The organism is Candidatus Binatia bacterium (assembly GCA_036504975.1).
Taxonomy (GTDB): Bacteria; Desulfobacterota; Binatia; order UBA9968; family UBA9968; genus JAJPJQ01.
This window is the reverse complement of the sequence record DASXUF010000084.1, coordinates 1-17,656: the sequence shown is the minus strand read 5'-3', so window position 1 is coordinate 17,656 and position 17,656 is coordinate 1. Positions and strand designations below refer to the sequence as shown.

Annotated in this window: 16 protein-coding genes; all 16 read right to left on the bottom strand. The window is 60.0% G+C overall.

Features of this window, described 5'->3' with window-relative positions; genetic code table 11:
- Positions 1-397: 397 nt before the first annotated feature.
- Positions 398-829, bottom strand: a complete 432-nt coding sequence (locus VGL70_11080; protein ID HEY3304065.1) for a CBS domain-containing protein — start codon at positions 827-829, stop codon at positions 398-400.
- Positions 830-2,017: 1,188 nt separating this feature from the next.
- Entirely contained in the window at positions 2,018-2,824 is an 807-nt protein-coding gene (locus VGL70_11075) for a hypothetical protein (GenBank protein ID HEY3304064.1), read from the bottom strand.
- Positions 2,825-2,884: 60 nt separating this feature from the next.
- Positions 2,885-4,885 carry an OmcA/MtrC family decaheme c-type cytochrome gene (locus VGL70_11070; protein ID HEY3304063.1) on the bottom strand — a complete coding sequence of 667 codons (2,001 nt, stop codon included), beginning with the start codon at positions 4,883-4,885 and terminating at the stop codon, positions 2,885-2,887.
- A 52-nt stretch (positions 4,886-4,937) separates the two neighbouring features.
- Positions 4,938-6,032, bottom strand: coding sequence for a cytochrome bc complex cytochrome b subunit (locus VGL70_11065; protein HEY3304062.1), 1,095 nt, complete (start codon positions 6,030-6,032; stop codon positions 4,938-4,940).
- A 2-nt stretch (positions 6,033-6,034) separates the two neighbouring features.
- Positions 6,035-6,463, bottom strand: coding sequence for a Rieske (2Fe-2S) protein (locus VGL70_11060; GenBank protein ID HEY3304061.1), 429 nt, complete (start codon positions 6,461-6,463; stop codon positions 6,035-6,037).
- Between the two features lie 106 nt (positions 6,464-6,569).
- Positions 6,570-7,826 (bottom strand): hypothetical protein, encoded by a 1,257-nt coding sequence (locus tag VGL70_11055; GenBank protein HEY3304060.1) that lies wholly within the window; start codon positions 7,824-7,826, stop codon positions 6,570-6,572.
- Complete coding sequence (locus tag VGL70_11050) at positions 7,823-9,013, bottom strand: c-type cytochrome (protein ID HEY3304059.1); 1,191 nt, start codon at positions 9,011-9,013, stop codon at positions 7,823-7,825. Before VGL70_11050 ends, VGL70_11055 begins: the two co-directional genes overlap by 4 nt.
- A 43-nt stretch (positions 9,014-9,056) precedes the next feature.
- Positions 9,057-9,386 carry a cytochrome c gene (locus VGL70_11045; protein ID HEY3304058.1) on the bottom strand — a complete coding sequence of 110 codons (330 nt, stop codon included), beginning with the start codon at positions 9,384-9,386 and terminating at the stop codon, positions 9,057-9,059.
- A gap of 86 nt (positions 9,387-9,472) precedes the next feature.
- A complete protein-coding gene (locus VGL70_11040) occupies positions 9,473-10,714 on the bottom strand; it encodes a c-type cytochrome (GenBank protein ID HEY3304057.1) in 1,242 nt (413 codons plus the stop codon).
- A gap of 22 nt (positions 10,715-10,736) precedes the next feature.
- A complete protein-coding gene (locus VGL70_11035; protein HEY3304056.1) occupies positions 10,737-11,972 on the bottom strand; it encodes a c-type cytochrome in 1,236 nt (411 codons plus the stop codon).
- Complete coding sequence (locus VGL70_11030; protein ID HEY3304055.1) at positions 11,969-12,220, bottom strand: hypothetical protein; 252 nt, start codon at positions 12,218-12,220, stop codon at positions 11,969-11,971. Before VGL70_11030 ends, VGL70_11035 begins: the two co-directional genes overlap by 4 nt.
- A gap of 20 nt (positions 12,221-12,240) precedes the next feature.
- Entirely contained in the window at positions 12,241-13,575 is a 1,335-nt protein-coding gene (gene nrfD, locus VGL70_11025; GenBank protein HEY3304054.1) for an NrfD/PsrC family molybdoenzyme membrane anchor subunit, read from the bottom strand.
- Complete coding sequence (locus VGL70_11020; GenBank protein HEY3304053.1) at positions 13,568-14,251, bottom strand: 4Fe-4S dicluster domain-containing protein; 684 nt, start codon at positions 14,249-14,251, stop codon at positions 13,568-13,570. Before VGL70_11020 ends, nrfD begins: the two co-directional genes overlap by 8 nt.
- 1 nt (position 14,252) lies before the next feature.
- Positions 14,253-16,664: a molybdopterin-dependent oxidoreductase gene (locus VGL70_11015; GenBank protein HEY3304052.1), complete on the bottom strand. Its 2,412-nt coding sequence runs from the start codon at positions 16,662-16,664 to the stop codon at positions 14,253-14,255.
- 8 nt (positions 16,665-16,672) lie between these two features.
- Positions 16,673-17,236: a cytochrome c3 family protein gene (locus VGL70_11010; GenBank protein ID HEY3304051.1), complete on the bottom strand. Its 564-nt coding sequence runs from the start codon at positions 17,234-17,236 to the stop codon at positions 16,673-16,675.
- 185 nt (positions 17,237-17,421) lie between these two features.
- Positions 17,422-17,656 (bottom strand): cytochrome c (locus VGL70_11005; GenBank protein HEY3304050.1); only part of this gene is annotated, 235 nt, incomplete at its 5' end.

Here is a 17,656-nt window from a genome sequence, read left to right as displayed (position 1 = left end):
CACCTCTCACCCAAGCAGCCGTCACGGACAACTGTGGAGGCTCTATGGACCCCGGGGTATGGACGTTGAAATGTCAGAACTGCGACAAAACCTTCGAGCTCGAATTAGGCGAGGGAGATGACATTCTAACGGCCGTGAAAAATTCGCCGTGCCCGTTGTGCAATAAAAGCCCCGCGTCGCAGAAGGATATAAATCCGGCCCGCACCTGGCACCAGATCGTTGATTTCAAGCTGCCAAAAAATATCCGCAGAAATTAGGTGCCGCAAAGGATTAACCGCTGCGGCGGCAAACGAATCGTATCGCGGCCAATGATTCCAAGCACACAGTGATTCGTACTAATTGCTCCGGCTGTTTTCGTTTTGGAAACGCGTCGTGAAGAATGCCCCTAACTCCTGACTTATCGATTGGGCTCTGCAGGTTTAGAGACCTGCTTGACCGCCTTGCCCGCGAGCTTAGGATTACCCGCGCGAACAGCGACGTCGCCCAAAGAAATAACTCCAACCAATTTTTTATCCCGGTTGACGATGGGCAGTCGACGGATCTGTTTTTCCTCCATGACTCTAACCGCTTCTTCGACTTCTTGATCTTCGAAGCAGTAAAAAACGTCCTCTGTCATCACTTGATCGGCCCGAGTTTTTGCCGGGTCCAACCCAGCCGCTGTGGCACGAATAGTGATATCGCGGTCACTCAACATTCCAACCAGGCGCTGACCGTCGCATATCGGAAGCAGGCCCACATCGAACTTCTTCATAGTCTCGGCCGCTTGCTTCAGTACCGTGTCCGGGCGAATGATTTCGGGGTCTGGTGTCATGATTTCTGCTATATTCATATGACCTTCTCTCTGTGCTTACTTACTTTGTAGCCCGCCTATGCCGCAACATAAATTAGGTGAATGCCTGATTCGAGAGACTCATTGAGAACGCTGAGTCCCGCCCCTCCTTTTCGTTGTAGAACGGCCACGCCACCGGGGACGAAGTAAGTGATTTCACGGACTCATAATCCGGTGAAAACCCCAATTGACGATTGGACCAGCCGCCGGTAACGTTTCTTCAGAGTCGAGGAGGCTCTGTGGCACTCACGCACCGCAGGCGATGGGACCGCGGCGAGGACGATTGGCATTTCCATCCGGAATGCCCCGATTGGCCGCCGGTCAACTACAGGGAGCGGGCCGATCAACCGCCCCAAGAGGAGTTGTGCCTGCAATGCCTGGCTCTTCGTAGAAAAGAAAAGCACAACCCAGATCCTCGAAGCGTGACCGTCCCGCTTTTTCCTTCCGCAAACCGCGCCCAGAATTGATCCAGCTATTGCGAAGTCCGGATTCCCGTTGATTCACGCTGCAGCGGCCCGTCTGAGAGCGGCGTTCCGAAACAACGTGATCGCGCGCGCCGCCGAGGGCGATGCCGTCTCCGCAAAGTAACGTCTGAACAATGACCGAGCAGACTTCGTTGAAGTCGAAAATAGGTAGGGCCGACCTTCAGATTTAGGTATTCACCCTTATTGTTTGCAACGTCGCTCGTTGTTACACAGTGAAAAAATATGCGACCCTCAAGAAAGGATTGAAATGATGCGTCGGCAAACCAATCGCATAGAGATAAATGACTCCAAGCAAACAGTGGTTTGGACCCGTTGCGCGAAATGCGGCGATACCTGGGTTACCAAGGCCGTCCTGCGCCCGGGCAAGTGCCCGGTCTGCGGGAGCAAGCCCAAATCTCAAAAGCAGGTTTTCTGACGGCAGCATTCAGAAACAACTTGGCTGCGGGCGCAAATTTTGTTTCAGGCGCTTATTTCGCCAGAGATCTCGTGTAGTCCAATAGCTGCTTCTGCTCAGTCTTGCTCAAGCCTTTTCCGGCGGCCGGCATCTTGCCCTTCCCTTCCATGATCACTTTGATAAGCTCGTCGTCCTTTTTCTCCGCCGTCTCCTTGGCCGCACTTAGGATGTAATCGAATCATTCGTCTGTATCTTCTTCTTCATTGAGTGATTGGATCCGACGAGTTTAACGGGTGAATCGTTCCTTCCTCAGCTCTGTTTCGCCTTCACGCCTGCGCCGGCCTTCCAGCTATGCGGCTTGTGGCACGACACGCACTTCGTGAGATCCCTCTCGAAGTGTCTTTTATCCGTCGCGACATTCGGGTGGCAGCCCAGGCAGTCGTTAAACTTGAGAATTGGCTGGCTGTGCGGTTTGTGGCAGGCGGCGCACTCGAATTGCATCGGCGCTCCGGCCGGAAAAGTTTCCCCCTTGAGCTGCATCGCGCCGTGGCAACCGAGACAGAGTTCCTTCTTGGGCTCCAAGCCCGCGTCTTTTCCGACGAGAAATTGGTGACACGCCGTGCAGTGAAATCCGGCCATGCCGCCGATGTTCGTGCGCGATTGGTTGTGACATTTCACGCAGTCCTCGGTCTTTGGCTTGACGGAATGGAGCGAGGGCAGATGGCAGGACAAGCACGGGAGGTTCGCCCTCAGAACGTGCACGCCGTGTCCCGCCGTATTTCGGATTTGCGGCCACTTGACCTGATCGTTCAGATGGCACGACTCGCAAACTGTTTTGGCAAGTTGAGTGTGAGGAGGAACCTTTTCGATGTCGGAGGTTGCCCAACTCCAGACGATTCTGGCGCGATCTTGAATGTTCTGTTGGTGGCAGACGTGGCAGTTGACGGCTTTGTGCGGACCCTCGCTCCAGGTCTTGAACGCGGTCCCCATGATGTGGCACGAGCCGCAGAAGCGCGGATCGTTCTCGGTGTAGTCGTAGAGTCGATAGCCGCCGACGCCGAGGCCCAGGACCACCAGGGCCAAAATTGCCAGCAGGATTTCCCGACGGTAGCGCAAGGGCTTCTTCCGAGAATTAAATACCCGAAAAATTTTCGCCGGGCGTAATATCGATCGAATCTACCTTCGGTGGCTCTTGCTCACCGAGAATTCCCGCCCCGCCGCGTGGCACACCGCGCAGCTCTCCCTTCCGCCCGAAGCGAGCTGGGTCTCGATGTGAGCCTTCGCGGGATCTTTGGTGTGGCACGAGCCGCAGACCGCGGTTATCGGCGGTAGGTTTTTCAGGCTGCCGTCGGCCTGCGGCACCGCCGTCGCCAAAACTCCCGGAGACAGAGGCAACTCATAAGTTCCCTTCTCGTGGCACTTGGCGCAATTCCTGCGGTCGCCGGGGAATCTCACCTCGCCGAGGTCGATCGGCCCGGGACTCGCCGGCGGGCCGCCGTAGATCACGTAAGGCTCGCCCAGTTCCTCGCCGGTGTGGAGCTTGTGGATGAGGAGCTTGAAATGAATATTCACCGGCGGCATCGGCCCCTTGGCCGTCTTTCGTTTGGCCTCGTCGGTCTGCGTGGCGTTGTGGCAGAAAACGCAGTACTCGGTCACGCGCCGGGTCTCGCCGTGCGCCATGAGAGTCTCGTGACAGGCATTGCAGTTCGCCGTCTTCACAACGGTTCTCCGCGGTACCGCCGCGGCGTCGGTGATGGGAAAATATTTGACGACGTTGAGTCCTACGTCTCTCACTCCTTTGATGATCTTGCCGTTGCCTCTTTTCAGGTCATATTCTTTGTAACCCTGAATGGCGATCCCGCCGCTGCCCTTCGCCTCGGCGGGAATGGCGTATCTGAATGCGTACGTATAGACGCCGTTTCCCTCAGCCGGCGCCTTGCGCACGTCTTCCTCGACGGCGACGCGATAGTCGCCGGTCGGCCAGGCCACGACCAGGCGCATATTTTCCATCTTGGAGATATCGACGGGCTGGCCTTTCTTGTCTTTCACGGTGAAGGTCACGGCCGGCCGGTCGCCCGGCTTACCGCCTTCGATTTTTAAAATGTCGAAAACGACTCCGGCGAGCCGGTTCGATTTGAGCGGATCGGCGTGCGCTCCTGCGACCGAGAGATCGAACTCCTCTCCCTTGGGCTGGTGACAGCCGCCGCAGGTCCCTTCGACCAGCGGCCCGCCGGCGTGATTTTTCCCCGTCTCGGCGTCCAGGTTGTCGTGGCAGGAGAGGCAGGGCGCGATCGCCGGCCGGTTCATCCAGCTGGCCGCCGCCGGCCCCGCGTGGCAGGTCTGGCAGTTGCGAATATCCTGCGGCAGACCGACGGTGGAAAAATCGAAAACGTTTTGCCGGTTGCCGACGACGACGAACGGCTTGCCGCCTTTCACGCTCGGCAGGTTCTTGCCCCGGTGGATCTTGTGGACGAGGACTTTGAAATCGAGATTCTCGGCGCTCTCGGGATCGGCGAGCTGCGAAGTGTGGCAGAGGACGCAGTAGCCGGTCTCGCGCCTGAGTCCACCGTGCGGCTTCAAGGGATCGTGGCAGTTGTTGCAGGCCGCGGTGGCGACCGTGGATTCAGGCGGTTTGACCCTGCCTTTCTCGGGAACGAACGCGTAGAGCGGGTTGACCACGTGCTTCCGACTCTCGCGCGTAAGCTCGCCGCCGACTACAAGAGTCGCCTTGCGATCGTAGTTTTCCGGCAGGGCGGTTTTGAACGTATAGGTAAAAACGCCGGGCTTTAAGCGCGCGAAAGTTCCGTCGCGGTCGTAGTCCGGCTGAAGAGTGTCGGCGAGCGCCGGATTTTTTCTCTCGCCTTTGTAGACGTACTCCCTGCCCGGTACTTTGAAGAGAACATAGTTCGAATAGGCCGGTTGCCCCTGTGCACCGGCCTGAACTTTGGCGATGGTAAATCTTATTTCGCCCAAGTCGCTGCGATCGAGCGGACGGCCTTGGGCGTCGCTGATTTTAAAAATAACGACTGAGCGCCGGTTCTCAAGAATAGTGACGCCGGTGATTTCGGCTTTGAGCCCCTCGCTTGTCGCAGGTTGGGCATGAATGGGAACTGCAAAAACAACTAAGGCAAGAGAGAGAAAAACGGAAGGACCCAGCGCTTTAAACAACGTGCGCACGAACCCTACATACAACAACCGACAGGCCAAGGACAAACACATCGTGCTGCACTCACCTCAGGCTTACGGTGTAACCCATGTAGGTCAGAGCAATCATATAGGCAATAATGGCGATGCCGACCCAGGTAAAAATATGGCTCCGCTCGCCGCGCGCCGTGCGCCGGTCGAGGAAAGGAACCAACGCGATGAACGCGCCGCCCAGGCCGAAGGCCAAAATTCCCACCAGCTCGCCTTCGATGCCGAGAATATGACCCGGCAGGAGCTTCAACGTCTGGAACATGAACATGAAGTACCATTCGGGCTTGATGCCGGCCGGCGCGGGTTGAAACGGATCGGCTTTCTCACCCAGCTCGGCGGGATAATAAGCCGCCAGCGCCGCCAGGACACCGAGCGCGGAGAGCCACCCGACCACGTCGCGCAAAAGAAAATTTGGGAAAAACGGCATCGTGCGTTTAGCGCCGCCCTGCCGCTCCACTTCCGGAGGAACGCTCATGCCGTGCTTCTGCACTAAAAAGAGATGCAGCCCGATCAGCGCCGTCACAAGCGCCGGCAAGACCGCGACGTGGATGCCGTAGAAGCGCGTCAGCGTGGCGCCCGTGACGTCGTCGCCGCCGCGCATCAGGCGGCGAAGAAACGGACCGACGACCGGCAAGACGCCGGGGACTTCCGTTCCGACGCTCGTGGCGAAGAAGGCGAGCTTATTCCACGGCAGAAGGTAGCCGGTAAAGCCGAAAGCCAACGTCAGCGCCATCAGTCCCGCGCCGGAGAGCCACGTCAGCTCGCGCGGCACGCGATAAGCCTTGAGCATCAAGGCGCTGAACATATGAACGAACGCCGTAAAGACCATCAGGTTGGCCGACCACGAATGAATCGAGCGGACAAGCCAGCCGAATTGCACTTCGGTCATGAGGAACTGCACCGACTCGTAGGCCTCGCCGGCGCTGGGGCGGTAGTAAAGAAGCAGCAAAATTCCCGTCGCCACTTGAATCGTGAAGAGAAAAAGCGTCATCCCGCCGAAGTAGTACCACACCGAGTGGCGGTGGATCGGCACCTGCTTTTTCTTGGCCAGCTTGTCCAGCTCTTTGAGTCCGACCCGCTCGTCGAGCCAGTGCCAGAGCTTACCGTGCTTTATGTCTTGCGGCTCCATGCTCACGCCTTCTTGCTAACGACGATCTGGTCGCCCTTGACGTTGACGACGTATTCGTCCAGCGGCTTGGGCGGAGGCCCGGCGATATTTTTTCCGTTCAAATCGTAATGGCCGTTGTGGCACGCGCACCAGATATGGCTCACGTCCGGGCGGTACTGGACGATGCAGGAAAGATGGGTGCAAACGGCGGAGAATGCTTTCAGCTCGCCGGCCGGACTGCGCACCAAGATCGCCGGCTGGCTGCCGAATCGGAACACCTGTCCGCTGTTCGGCTTGACTTCGGCGGGCTTGATGGAAAGCGCGACGTTGCGCGCGGTCGATTCTTCGACCTTGGGCGGGATCAAGTAGCGGCTCACCGGGTAGAGAACCGAGACGAGAAAAGCCCCCGCCGCCGTGCCGAGAAACCAGTTGAGAAAATTTCTGCGGTCCATCTCCCGGTATTCCGTTCTCTCCTATCCCTCACCCTTACCCTCTCCCAGAGGGAGAGGGAATCTTTATTCTCCCTCGCCCGCTTGCGGGAGAGGGCAGGGGTGAGGGTTATTTCGGTTTCTCCATCTGCCGTATCTTTAACACAAGCCCCACAACGAGAGCTAAAATGATGAGCGCCGAAACGGCGAGTCCCTTGCGCCGGAATTGCAGCTCGTCGAGCGCCTTGATTCCCCGCTCGTGCGCCTTCTTGCTCGCCTCCATCCCCGGCGCCGTTTCTTTTTTCACGCCATCAACGTTGAATGCGTGAATAGCTGCGCGCGCCTTGACGAGCGCCGTCTTGGCTCCGTTCAACTCGAACTGCGCCTGGCTCACCTCCATGCCGGCATGCTCGGCATCAGCCAGCGCCGCATGGGCTTTTTCATAGTCGCTCCGGAGCGAGTCGATCAACCGGCGCATCTCGAACGCGGTTCGGCCGCCCTTGTCTTCAGCCGTGTGACAGCCCGTGCACGCCGCGTTGCCTCCGACTCCCAGCATCTCGTCGCTGGTTTGCGCGATGTCATGATTGCCATGGCAGGCGGCGCATCCGGGAAGCCCCATTTTGACGAACACCTTGGCGTGAGCGCTTTTCGCGAACAGCTCTTCGTTTTGTGCGTGACACTGGCCGCAGATGTTTCCCACCCAGGAGATTCCCGGCGGCGCCGCGCCGTGATTGCCGTGGCAGTCGTTGCACGTCGGCGCCGAGAGATCGCCGCCCGCCGACATCGTTTTCCAGTGGACGCTCTTTTTATATTTTTGCAACTGATCCGTGGCGATCTTGTAGGTCTCCATGGTTTTCGCATCCCCGTGGCAACCGCCGCAGGTCTCCGCCACATTGAGCGGATGCACCGAAGATGTCGGGTCGGACGGCGGCCGGATGGAATGGGCCGGATGGCAACTGATGCACACGGCGACTTTGGCGTCGCCGTTTCGATTGAGCCGCTGGCCGTGCACCGAAGTGTAATACTCGGTGACCTGATCCACGCGCAGCGAAGGATTGTACTGCCTCATGAAGCGCGCGTCGGAATGGCAACGGCCGCAGACCTGCGCGATCTCTCTGCGCGCCGGCTTGCCGACGAAACCTTTGGCGCGGTCCATCGCGGTCATCCCCGGATCTTTGGCGTCTCCGCCGTGACACGCGACGCAGCCGAAGCCCTTGGCGGCGTGGATGTCCTGGGAAAAATCCTTCACCGGCTTGCCGAGCCGATCGTCGCCGAAATTTCGGTGACACGCGACGCAGCTCTCCGCCTCCGGCTCCGCCGCCGGCACGACGCCCGCGAATACGAGCAGAAAAAATATCGCCGTCGCGCACGCGCCCGTCCCGTTCATGCGCCCCCTCGCGCCAACTCCTGAAGAAACGCCGCCAGATGCGCCATCTCGTCGGCGCGGAACTGCGGCCACAAAATTTTCTGGCCTTCCAGACGCCGCTCGGTGAGAAAGGAGTGATTCCACAGGGCGGCGATCAGAGCCTGCGGCGCGTCGAGCCCTTTGACGCGCGCCAGGTCCGGCGCCCCTTTGCCGGCTTTACCGTCGATGGAATGACAGGCGAGGCAGCCTTTCTGCGCCGCCAGCTCACGTCCCTTTTTGCCATCGCCCGGCCGGGCGAAGTATTGAACGGAATAAAGATAGGCGACGATGTCGGACATGTCCGCCGCCTCGAGCCGGGGAACCGCGATGCGGCGGCTTTTCATCGCCGCGGTCATCGCCGGAGCCTTGTTCCACATCGCCGCGGCGAACTCCGTCATGCTCCGTTGAAGCGCTTTGTCGGCGAGATCCGGACCGATCTTGCCGCCCTGACCGGCAGCGCTGTGGCATTCTATGCAGCGCTTGGCCTGAAAAAGTTGTCGGCCGGACTCCGGCGAGCCGGGCAGGATATAGAGCGCCCACGGCGACGAGTCCGGCGCGGCCGACTTGAGAAACGCGATCAGATCGACGAGCTCCGAGCCGCTGAAAGTCGGCCGCGCGATGCCGCGCGCGCGCATGGCCTCCGCCATCGCCGGCCCGTGGTTCCACATCGCGGCGGCAACGAAGATCGCGGAGCCGTATTGTTTGAGCGAATCAAGGTTAGGCCCGACGACTCCGCCGGCGCCGCCGCTCTGATGGCAAACGATGCACTTCTTCTCGGTGAAGAGACGCTTTCCGGTCTCCGCGTTGCCGGGCGGATCGAAATAGTCGAGCGTATACAGGAACGCGATCAGGTCGGCGGCTTCTCCCGGGCTCAACGACGGCCGCTGGATTTTTGCCTGGCGCATGCGCTCCGCCATGCCTGGAAGGTGATTCCAGATCGCGGCGGCAAACTCATAGAAAGAATGCGCCCGGCGCGCGCGACCCAGGTCGGGCCCCGCCTTCGCGCCGACGCCGTCGATAGAGTGACAGCTCGAGCAGCCTTTGGAACCGAAGACGCGCGAGCCGGCGATCGGATCCTGCGTCGGGCTGAATAGGGGTTGAGCGAAAGCAAGACACTCCGTCCCGAGGAGAACGGCCACCGCGGCGATGATCCGTCCGACCCATCTCATCGAGGGCCTAGCTGCTCCTTTGGCCGTGCGAGATCTCAGATGTCTACTTCGCCAGCGATCTCGTGTACTCGACAACCGCCTTCTGGTCCGCTTTGCTGAGTGACTTGCCTGCGGCGGGCATCTTTCCTTTGCCCTCGACGATGACCTTGACCAGCTCGTCGTCTTTTTTGGCAGCGACCTCTTTGGTCGCGATGTTGAGCGCCTTCTCGCCGAAGGCCTTCGTCATGGCCGCATTGCCTTTGCCGTCGGGCCCGTGACATGAGGCACACGCTTTTTCGTAGGCCGCCTTTCCGCCGGCATCGGCGGCCCAGGAGATCTGGCTCAGTCCCAAAGCCGCGCAAAAACCAAGAACCATCGCCGTTACCTTCGCCATAGATCCTCCTTCTTGAAGCGTGCACGGGAAGAAGACCTATTCTAACAATCCGCCTCGTTCATGCCAACCATTTTCTTCTACTAAGGTCACCGGCTCGGCTCCAGGGTCTGGATAAAAGTCACGAGGTCGGCCATCTCGTCCCCTTTGAGCACCGGCCATTTCAACGACATCTGCGCCATCTTCCGCTCCATTGCGCCGGCATGATTCCACATGGCCGAAACCACCGTCGCAGGCTGATCGAGCCCTGCGATTTTTTTGAAATCGGGAGCTACTCTGCCGCCTTTACCGTCGATCGAGTGGCAGCCGAGACAACCTTTAGCCTTTGCCAGCCGTTCCCCTCGGCCGGGATTGCCGGGCCGGGCAAAATATTGAACGGAATAGAGATAGGCGACGATATCCGCCATCTCTTCCGCGCGAATTTGCGGGACGGGAATATTCTTCTCTTTCATTTCTTTCAGCATCGACGGGGCCTTGTTCCACATGGCGGCTGCGAACTCGACGAGGCCTAATTGAACCCGCCGCTCAGCGAGGTCTCCTCCCACCTTTCCGCCCCGGCCTTTGACGCTGTGGCATTCGCTGCAGCGCTGGCGCACGAAAAGCGCTTGCCCGCGCTCCGGTCTGCCCGGTAAAAGATAGATAGGCTCTGTTCCCGGCCCGCCATCGGTGGTGTTGATGTAGGCCACTAAATCTCTGAGCTCCGGCGCGCTGAAGGTCGGGCGCTGGATGCCCCGCACGCGCATCGCCTCGGCCATGGAGGGGCCGTGGTTCCACATCGCCGCGGCGACAAAGATGGGCGAATCGTGCTGGGCTAGGCGATCGAGACTCGGCCCGACCACGCCCCCCGTGCCGCCCGCCTGGTGGCAGGCAACGCATTGTTTTTTTACAAATACCTGCCGTCCTGTTTTTGCGTCGCCGGGACGATCGAAATAATTTACCGTGTAAAGAAAGGCGATCAGGTCGCCGGTCTCGACGGGATTCAACTGCGGGCGGCTCACCCCGAGCTTTTCCATTTGTTTCGCCATCTGCGGCAGATGGTTCCACATTCCAGCCGCGAGATCGTAAAAAGACCGCGGGCGCGGGGTCAGGCCGAGATCGGGCCCGACTCTGCCGCCGACTCCGTCGATCGCGTGACATTTCGCGCAGCCCTTGGAGCCGAAGATGCGCGAGCCGACGATGGGATCCTGAGTCGGGCTGAAAAGCGGCTGAGCCGAAACTTCCGGCAGCGCCGGGAATAGAAGAACAAGAAAAAAGACGAGCGGCGCCTGATATCCTAAGGTCTTCCATGGGTCCCGAAATATTTGCCCAAGACATAAATTTTGAGGCGACATAGTCTGCTCCTCTTCGGAGCCGTCAGTCGACCTTGCGCGCGGATCCCTCCTGCGCCGCCGGCTGGTGCGCTCCTTTTCGGATCGCCAGCAGATAAGCCATCAGATCAGCCATCTCTCCTCCTTTGAAGACCGGCCACTCCACGGACTCTTCGAGCATTTTCTGTTCCATCGTGCTCGCGTGATTCCACATCTCGGTCACCACTTCCAACGGGGTCTTGAGTTTTTCCGCCGCCGCAAGGTCGGGGCCGACCGTTCCGCCGATCCCCGGCAAGGTATGGCACTTGCCGCAACGCTTCTCTTGATAAACGACGCGCCCGCGCGCCGGCACGCCGGGCGGATCGACAAACTGGAGGAAATAGAGGTAGCTCGTGAGATCCGACATTTCCTCCGTGGTGAGCGACGGCACGGCGATGCCGCGCTCGGCCATCTTCGCCCACATCTTCGGACCGTGGTTCCACATGCTGCCGGCAATCGTCATGAGGCTTCCCTTGAGCGTCGCCTGAAGATTCGGGCCGATCCTGCCGCCCCGGCCTCCGATCGAATGGCACTCGACGCAGCGCTTTTCCGAGAAGAGCTTTTCCCCGCGCTGGGGATTTCCCGGCTGGACGTAGATGCGCTCTGTGCCGCCGCCGGCGCTGCGGATGTAGGCCAGAAGATCGGGGATATCGTTTTTCTCAAACGTTGGGCGGGCAACTTGCAATGCCTCCATGACTCCGGCCATGGCCTTGCCGTGGTTCCACAGGCTGGCCGTCAAAAAAATCGGCGAAGCGTACCGGCTGTAGCCATCAAGCTTGGGGCCACGCGTGCCCCCTTTTCCCCCCAGCGAGTGGCAGGTCCGGCATTGCTTCTCGCGAAAAAGACGGGCGCCCGCGGACACGTCTCCCGGCGGGTCCAACGAGCCGAGGTAATAGAGGAACGACAGCAGGCTCGCCATCTCCGCCGGCTTGAACTGAGGGCGAATCGCTTGCTGTTCCTGAAAGACGTACGCCATGCCGGGAGAGTGGTTCCACATCACGCCGGCGATATCGAGCAGCGGCCGCTTCAAGATTCCCTGGCCTAAATCCGGCCCGGCAACGCCTCCCACGCCGTAGACGGCGTGGCAACGGAGACAACCTTTGCCGGTAAAAAGCCGGCTTCCTTCGAGAGGATTGCCCGGAAGAAAAGGCGCGACCCCTGGGTCGGCGGCGAGGGTCGATTCCGGCGCGCGGGCGAAACCGATCCCCAACGCGAGAGCGATGAGCAGCAGTTTGCTCTTCATCGCTCTCTTCCGTCGGAGCGCAAGCCCCAAAAAACGTAGAGCACCACGCTCATGAGGACGATAAATATCGGGATCGCCACAATCGAGATGCCGATGGAGGCCGACGGGACGTCGCCCAGCGTCCAGGACGTGCGGATCAAGTGAACGATCCAGGCGATGATTCCCCCGACGAGGAGAATGGCGACGGTCAGCCACACCCATTGCAAGGTTCTCACGAGGCGATCGAAATCCGAAGACGGATTTTCCATCTGCTTTCCTTGTCGGCTTTCTATGTTTTTCCCTCGACCTCGTCGGGCAGGTAAGTGATGAGCCGCTCTTCCACCTCTTTGATGCCCACTTCCCGGCCCTCGCGGATCTCCCAGATGGAGATGATCGGGAAGAACTTGGTGAAAAGGAGATAAAAAAGCGCGAACAGGCCGAAGCTCCCGGCGGTCTCTCCCCACTCGACCCACGTGGGCCAGTAGATTCCTTCCGGAAACGGCAGCCGCGGAAAGGACAGCGTCGGCACGACAATGATGAAGCGCTCGAGCCACATCCCCACGACGACCGACAACGACGCGGCGAGAACTTTCCCCACGGTGCGCCGCCCGAGCCGCACCAGACAGACAAGCGGGATGACGAAGTTACACAGCACCATGCCCCAGAAGAAATGCCGGAACGGGCCCGAGAACTTGGCCCGGAAAACTTTCATCTCCTCCGGCTCGGCGCCGTAATAACCCGTGAGGTATTCGGCGAAGGTAAAATAGAACCACAAAAGCGCCATGACGAGCAGGAGCTGGCCCAGATAACGAAAATGGATCGGCTTCAAGTAGTGCTGGAGCCCGTAGGCCTTGCGAAAAATAATCATGGCCACGATGAGCGCGGCGATGCCGGAGAAGATCGCGCCGACGACGAAGTACGGTCCGAAGATCGTCGAGTGCCACATCGGCTGAAGCGTCATTGAGAAAACGAACGATACGACCGAGTGGACCGAGACCGCGATGGGAATGACCAACACCGCCATGATGGCGATGGCGCGGTTGAGGATACGTTGTTGGCGCTCCGTCCCCGTCCACCCCAGGGCCAACACACTGTAAAAGAGTTTTCGTTTGCCGAGACGGTCTCTCAGAATGGCGATATCGGGAATCATCGGCAGGTATAGATAAGTGAGGCTCGCCGTCATGTACGCGCTGATGCTGGTCGCGTCCCAGAGCAGCGGCGACTGGTAGCGCCCGTGAAGGATGACGTTCAGAAGCCGGTCGGGCCGTCCGAGATCGACCAGAATCTGGCTCGCCCCGATGAACAGGACCATGCACGTGATCACCTCGGCCATGCGGGTGATCGGGCGGCGCCATTCCGCTTTCGACAGGCGGAGGATCGCGGAGATGAGAGTCCCGGCGTGGCTGATGCCGATGAAAAAGACGAAGTTGGTGACGTAAAAACCCCAGCTCACCGGCTGATGAAGGCCCGTGACTCCGAGGCCTTCATAGAATTGAACGCCATAGGCAAGCGCTCCCCATAAGATGGGAATGGACAAAAGGGCCACGGCCCAATAGAAGCCGCGTCCCGTTTCCGCGATGGGTCGAAGGAGCGCTTCGTCGAGCGTGTCAGCCGTATCAGCCACCGCCTTCTCCTTCCGTCAGGTAGATCACTTTCGGCTTTGTCCCCAGCTCCTCCTGTAGCTTGAAAGCGCGCGGGCTGCGCGCGAGCCTGGCGACTTCGCTCACCGGATCGGAGAGATCGCCGAAGAAGATCGCTTGCGCGGGACAGGCTTCCGCGCAGGCCGGCACGTACTCCCGCGGATCGAAGTCCCGTTTCTCCGCCAGCGCCCGCACGCGCGCCTTTTGCAGGCGATGGTGGCAGAAGGTGCATTTCTCGACGACGCCTTTGGGGCGCACCGAGACGTCCGGGTTCTGCCCCGGTCCTTCTTTCTGGTACGTGTGCCAGTTGAAATATTTCGCGTTGTACGGGCAGGCGGCCATGCAAAAGCGGCAGCCGATGCAGCGAGCGTAGATCTGAGCGACGATACCTTCGGGGTTTCGGTAAGTCGCATAGACCGGACAGACCTTGGTGCACGGCGGATCGTCGCACTGGAGGCACGGCCGCGGGATGAAGCGCATTTTTTCGCCGTGGTGTTCTTCGTCGGTTTCCGTCAGCACCTGCATCCAACTGATGATGCGTTCTCTCTTGGCTTCTTTCTCGCCGACGGCGGGAACGTTGTTCTCGGCTTTGCAGGCGATCACGCAGGCCTGGCACCCGGTGCAGCGGTCCAAATCGATCACCATGCCCCAAAGCGCCACGTCATGCCCTCCTGATCCTCACCTGCGTCGTATTGAGAAGACCGAAGCCCCGGAAGATATCCGTTTCGTTGGCAATGAGATCGTTCGGGTTGGGGCCGTTGGCGAAGAGCGGCATTTGGACCACGTCGCCGCGCGTCCCGGAGTAAAGCTTCGCCTGGAGCTTGATTCGCCCTTTGGCCGACTCCACCCAAACCCAGTCCTTCTCCTTGATCCCCAGCTCGGCCGCCGTCTTCGGATGCACTTCGATCCATCCATCCCAAGACGCGCGCACGTGGACGGCGGGCTGCTCGAGCAGCCAGGGCTGGTTTTTTCCCCCGCCCATCGGCCGGCTCATGAGGCGATACGTTATAAGACGGAGAGGAAACGATTCGGTCTCGGCCGGACGCGGCACCGCCACTGCCGGCAAGAAGAGCCGATCTTCTATTTTTCCGCCGCCGAGCGCGGCGACCAAGGATGCCGCCTTGTCTTCCTGATTGGCGGCTTTGTCGACCCACTGCTTGAGAGCCGTCGAGTAGAACTCGAACTTTCCTGACGCGGTCTTGAGCAAAGCCTTGCGGCTGATCGGCAGACCCGTGGGATCCCACCAGGCGCCGCGCTCGACGAGCCCGTTCCAGAAAGCGTCGTAGTCTTTGAACTCGGGCACCCAATAGCCTTCGCGCTCGAGGACTTTCCTGAGAGCTTCCTCGGCGTGGATGGAGACGACGTAGCCGCGACGCGCTTCGTAGAGACCGCGGGCGCCATCGTGCAGCAGCGATGAGAAATCTTTCCACGGTAAATTTTGCGCCACGGCCCCGCCGAGCGCCTGGCCGATCTGAAGCATCGTGTCCGCGGTGTTGCGCGTCTGGTGCAGCGGCTTCGATGCCGGCCGCGCGAGGCTGAAGCACGTGAAGCCGGCCAGATGCGTGACCTGATCGTCCTGCCACCGTTCGAGGTAGGTGTGATCGGGAAGAATGAGATCGGCCATCGCGCTCGACTCATCCAGGAAAGGCGAAAAGCTGACGATGAAAGGAATTTTCTTCATCGCCGCGGCCAACGCCTCTTTCGCCGGGTGATTGGCCAGCGGATTGGTCGCGTAGAGAAACAGGGCGTTGACGGGATAAGGCGTCGCGCTCGCGATTCGTTCCGGCAGAAGCTGCGGCGCGTCGGAAGCCAGGAGATATTGTTTTTCCCCGGCGCCGTCGATTCTCGGCTGGGCCAGGCCGCGCTTCGCAGCGGCATCGTGGATGATCGCCGGCAGCGGCGCGAGCGGCAGCTCGCCCTGTATCTGAAGGCCGCCGGCGACGCCGATGTTCCCCGCCAGGGCGTTGAGGCTGTGGATGGCCATCCGCGTGTGCAGGTCGTCGGGACCATAGGACGGGCCGCGCTCGCCGATGACGACCGCCGGCTTGAGCGTCGCGAGATTGCGCGCGATCTCCAGAATATTTTTGACCGGAACGCCCGTGGCGGCGGAGACGGTGAAAAGCCCATAATCCTGCAAGACAAGATTTTTAAATCCCAGGTGCTGCCGCCCGGCGCCGTCCACCCAATCTTCGAATCCGAAGGTGTGCTCGGCGACAAATTCCTGATCGTAAAGTCCCTCGCGGATCATGGCGTTGGCGATGCCGAGCGCCAAGACGCCGTCGGTTCCCGGCGCGACGGGAATCCAGCGGTCGGCTTTGATCGCCGTCGCCGAACGCCTTGGATCGACCTGGACGAGAAAACCCCGCGGACGGTCGCCGCTGCGGCGGAGCCGCGCGAAGGCTTGCGAGGCGTGGACCGGCCCGGTCCACGACTCGAGCAAACCGGCGCCGAAAGAAAGAATGAAGCGGGATTCCGCCAGGTCGTAACCGAGAGGACTCGTCACTCCCTGCATGAGCCGGTGCGCGAGCGCCGGTTTTTCCGGCGCAAAGCAGCGGGAGCGGATGTAATTGGGAGTCCCGTATGCTTCGGCAAACCGCTGCCACAAAATGTCGCGGTAGCCGCGGTACTGGCCGCCGAGGATCACGACTGTATGCGCGAGATCCTTGGCTCTGAGATCGGATAACCGGGCGGTCACCAGCGACAGCGCCTCGTCCCAGCCGATGGCGCGAAAGCGTCCGCGCTCGCCGGCGCGCGCCAGAGGACCCTTCAAGCGATTGGGATCATAGAGGACTTGCAGCCCGCCGAAAGCTTTCGGACAGAGAGCGCCGCGATTGATGGGATGAAGCGGGTTGCCGGAAATTCCGGCGACTTCACCGTCGAGCGTGCGCGCGAGCAGACCGCAGCCTCCCGGGCATTGCTGGCAGATGGACGGAAGCAAAATTTCTTCCGGCGTGGCCCAGCGCTCGATATCCTCCGCCGCCCGGCCGACTCCCGAGAGCCGGTCTCGCGTCAGCGCCGTCGCCGCGGCGGTCCCGCTCGCTAATTGAAGAAATCGTCTACGCGTGAATTGCATCCCATTCCTCACCGATGACAGGCGATGCAGTCCGTTGGGAGCCGCTGTGCTGTCACTGTCGCCAATCGCGCTTCGTTCGCTTTATTTTTTTGCGCGGCGCTCCGCGCCTTGTGACAACCGACGCAATCGTCCATCGCGAGTGTTTTGAGCGGCCTTGCAGGCGGCCGTGTAAGAGTCTCCATCGGACCATGGCAGGTTTGACACTTGAGCCCCGCCGCCGTCACATGGGCTTGGTGTGGAAAAAAAACGTGTTCGGGGAGACGCCAGACTCTTCGCCATGGAATCTCTTGCCCCTTTTCGCCGTAGGCGCGGATTTTTTTTATCTCCTCGCTTTGGGTGTCTCCGCCCATGTGGCAGCCCAAACACAGCGCCGTGGGCGGACGGCCCGCCACCGCGTCTTTCTCCGCTCTGTAGTGACACGTCGTGCAGGCGAGATTCAGATCGAGGTGAGTCTTATGAGGAAATCGGATCGGCTGCTCCACGCCGGAGCAGTTCACCCAGTACCCCAAAGTCAGGAATGCTCCGAGAATGACGAGAAGCAGAAGGAGGCGTGGCGTTGTGTTCGATGTCACCGTCACCAGCCGCAGAGGTAAAGATTCCGATTTTTGCGTCTGGAATAATGGTGAGCAAGCCCTATGCCATCAAATTGTCTGATTTTTTAAGGACACGAGCTAAGGCTTTCCTGAGGATGGGAAAAAAGGCTCTTTCCCTTGCAAAGATGCAAAAAAAAGAGCCGGCGGCGAGTTGTCCGTCTTTTTTACTTTGCCAGTGATCTTACGTGACCGATCACGGCCTTTTGATCCGATTTGCTGAGCGATTTGCCTAAGGCGGGCATCTTTCCTTTGCCCTCCGTGATCACCTTGATCAGCTCATCGTCTTTTTTACTTCCGACGGTAGCGGCTATGTTCAATTCCTTCTCCCCGAAAACTTTCGTCATCGCCGGATTCCCTTTGCCGTCCGGGCCGTGGCACGAGGCGCAGTTTTTGTCATAG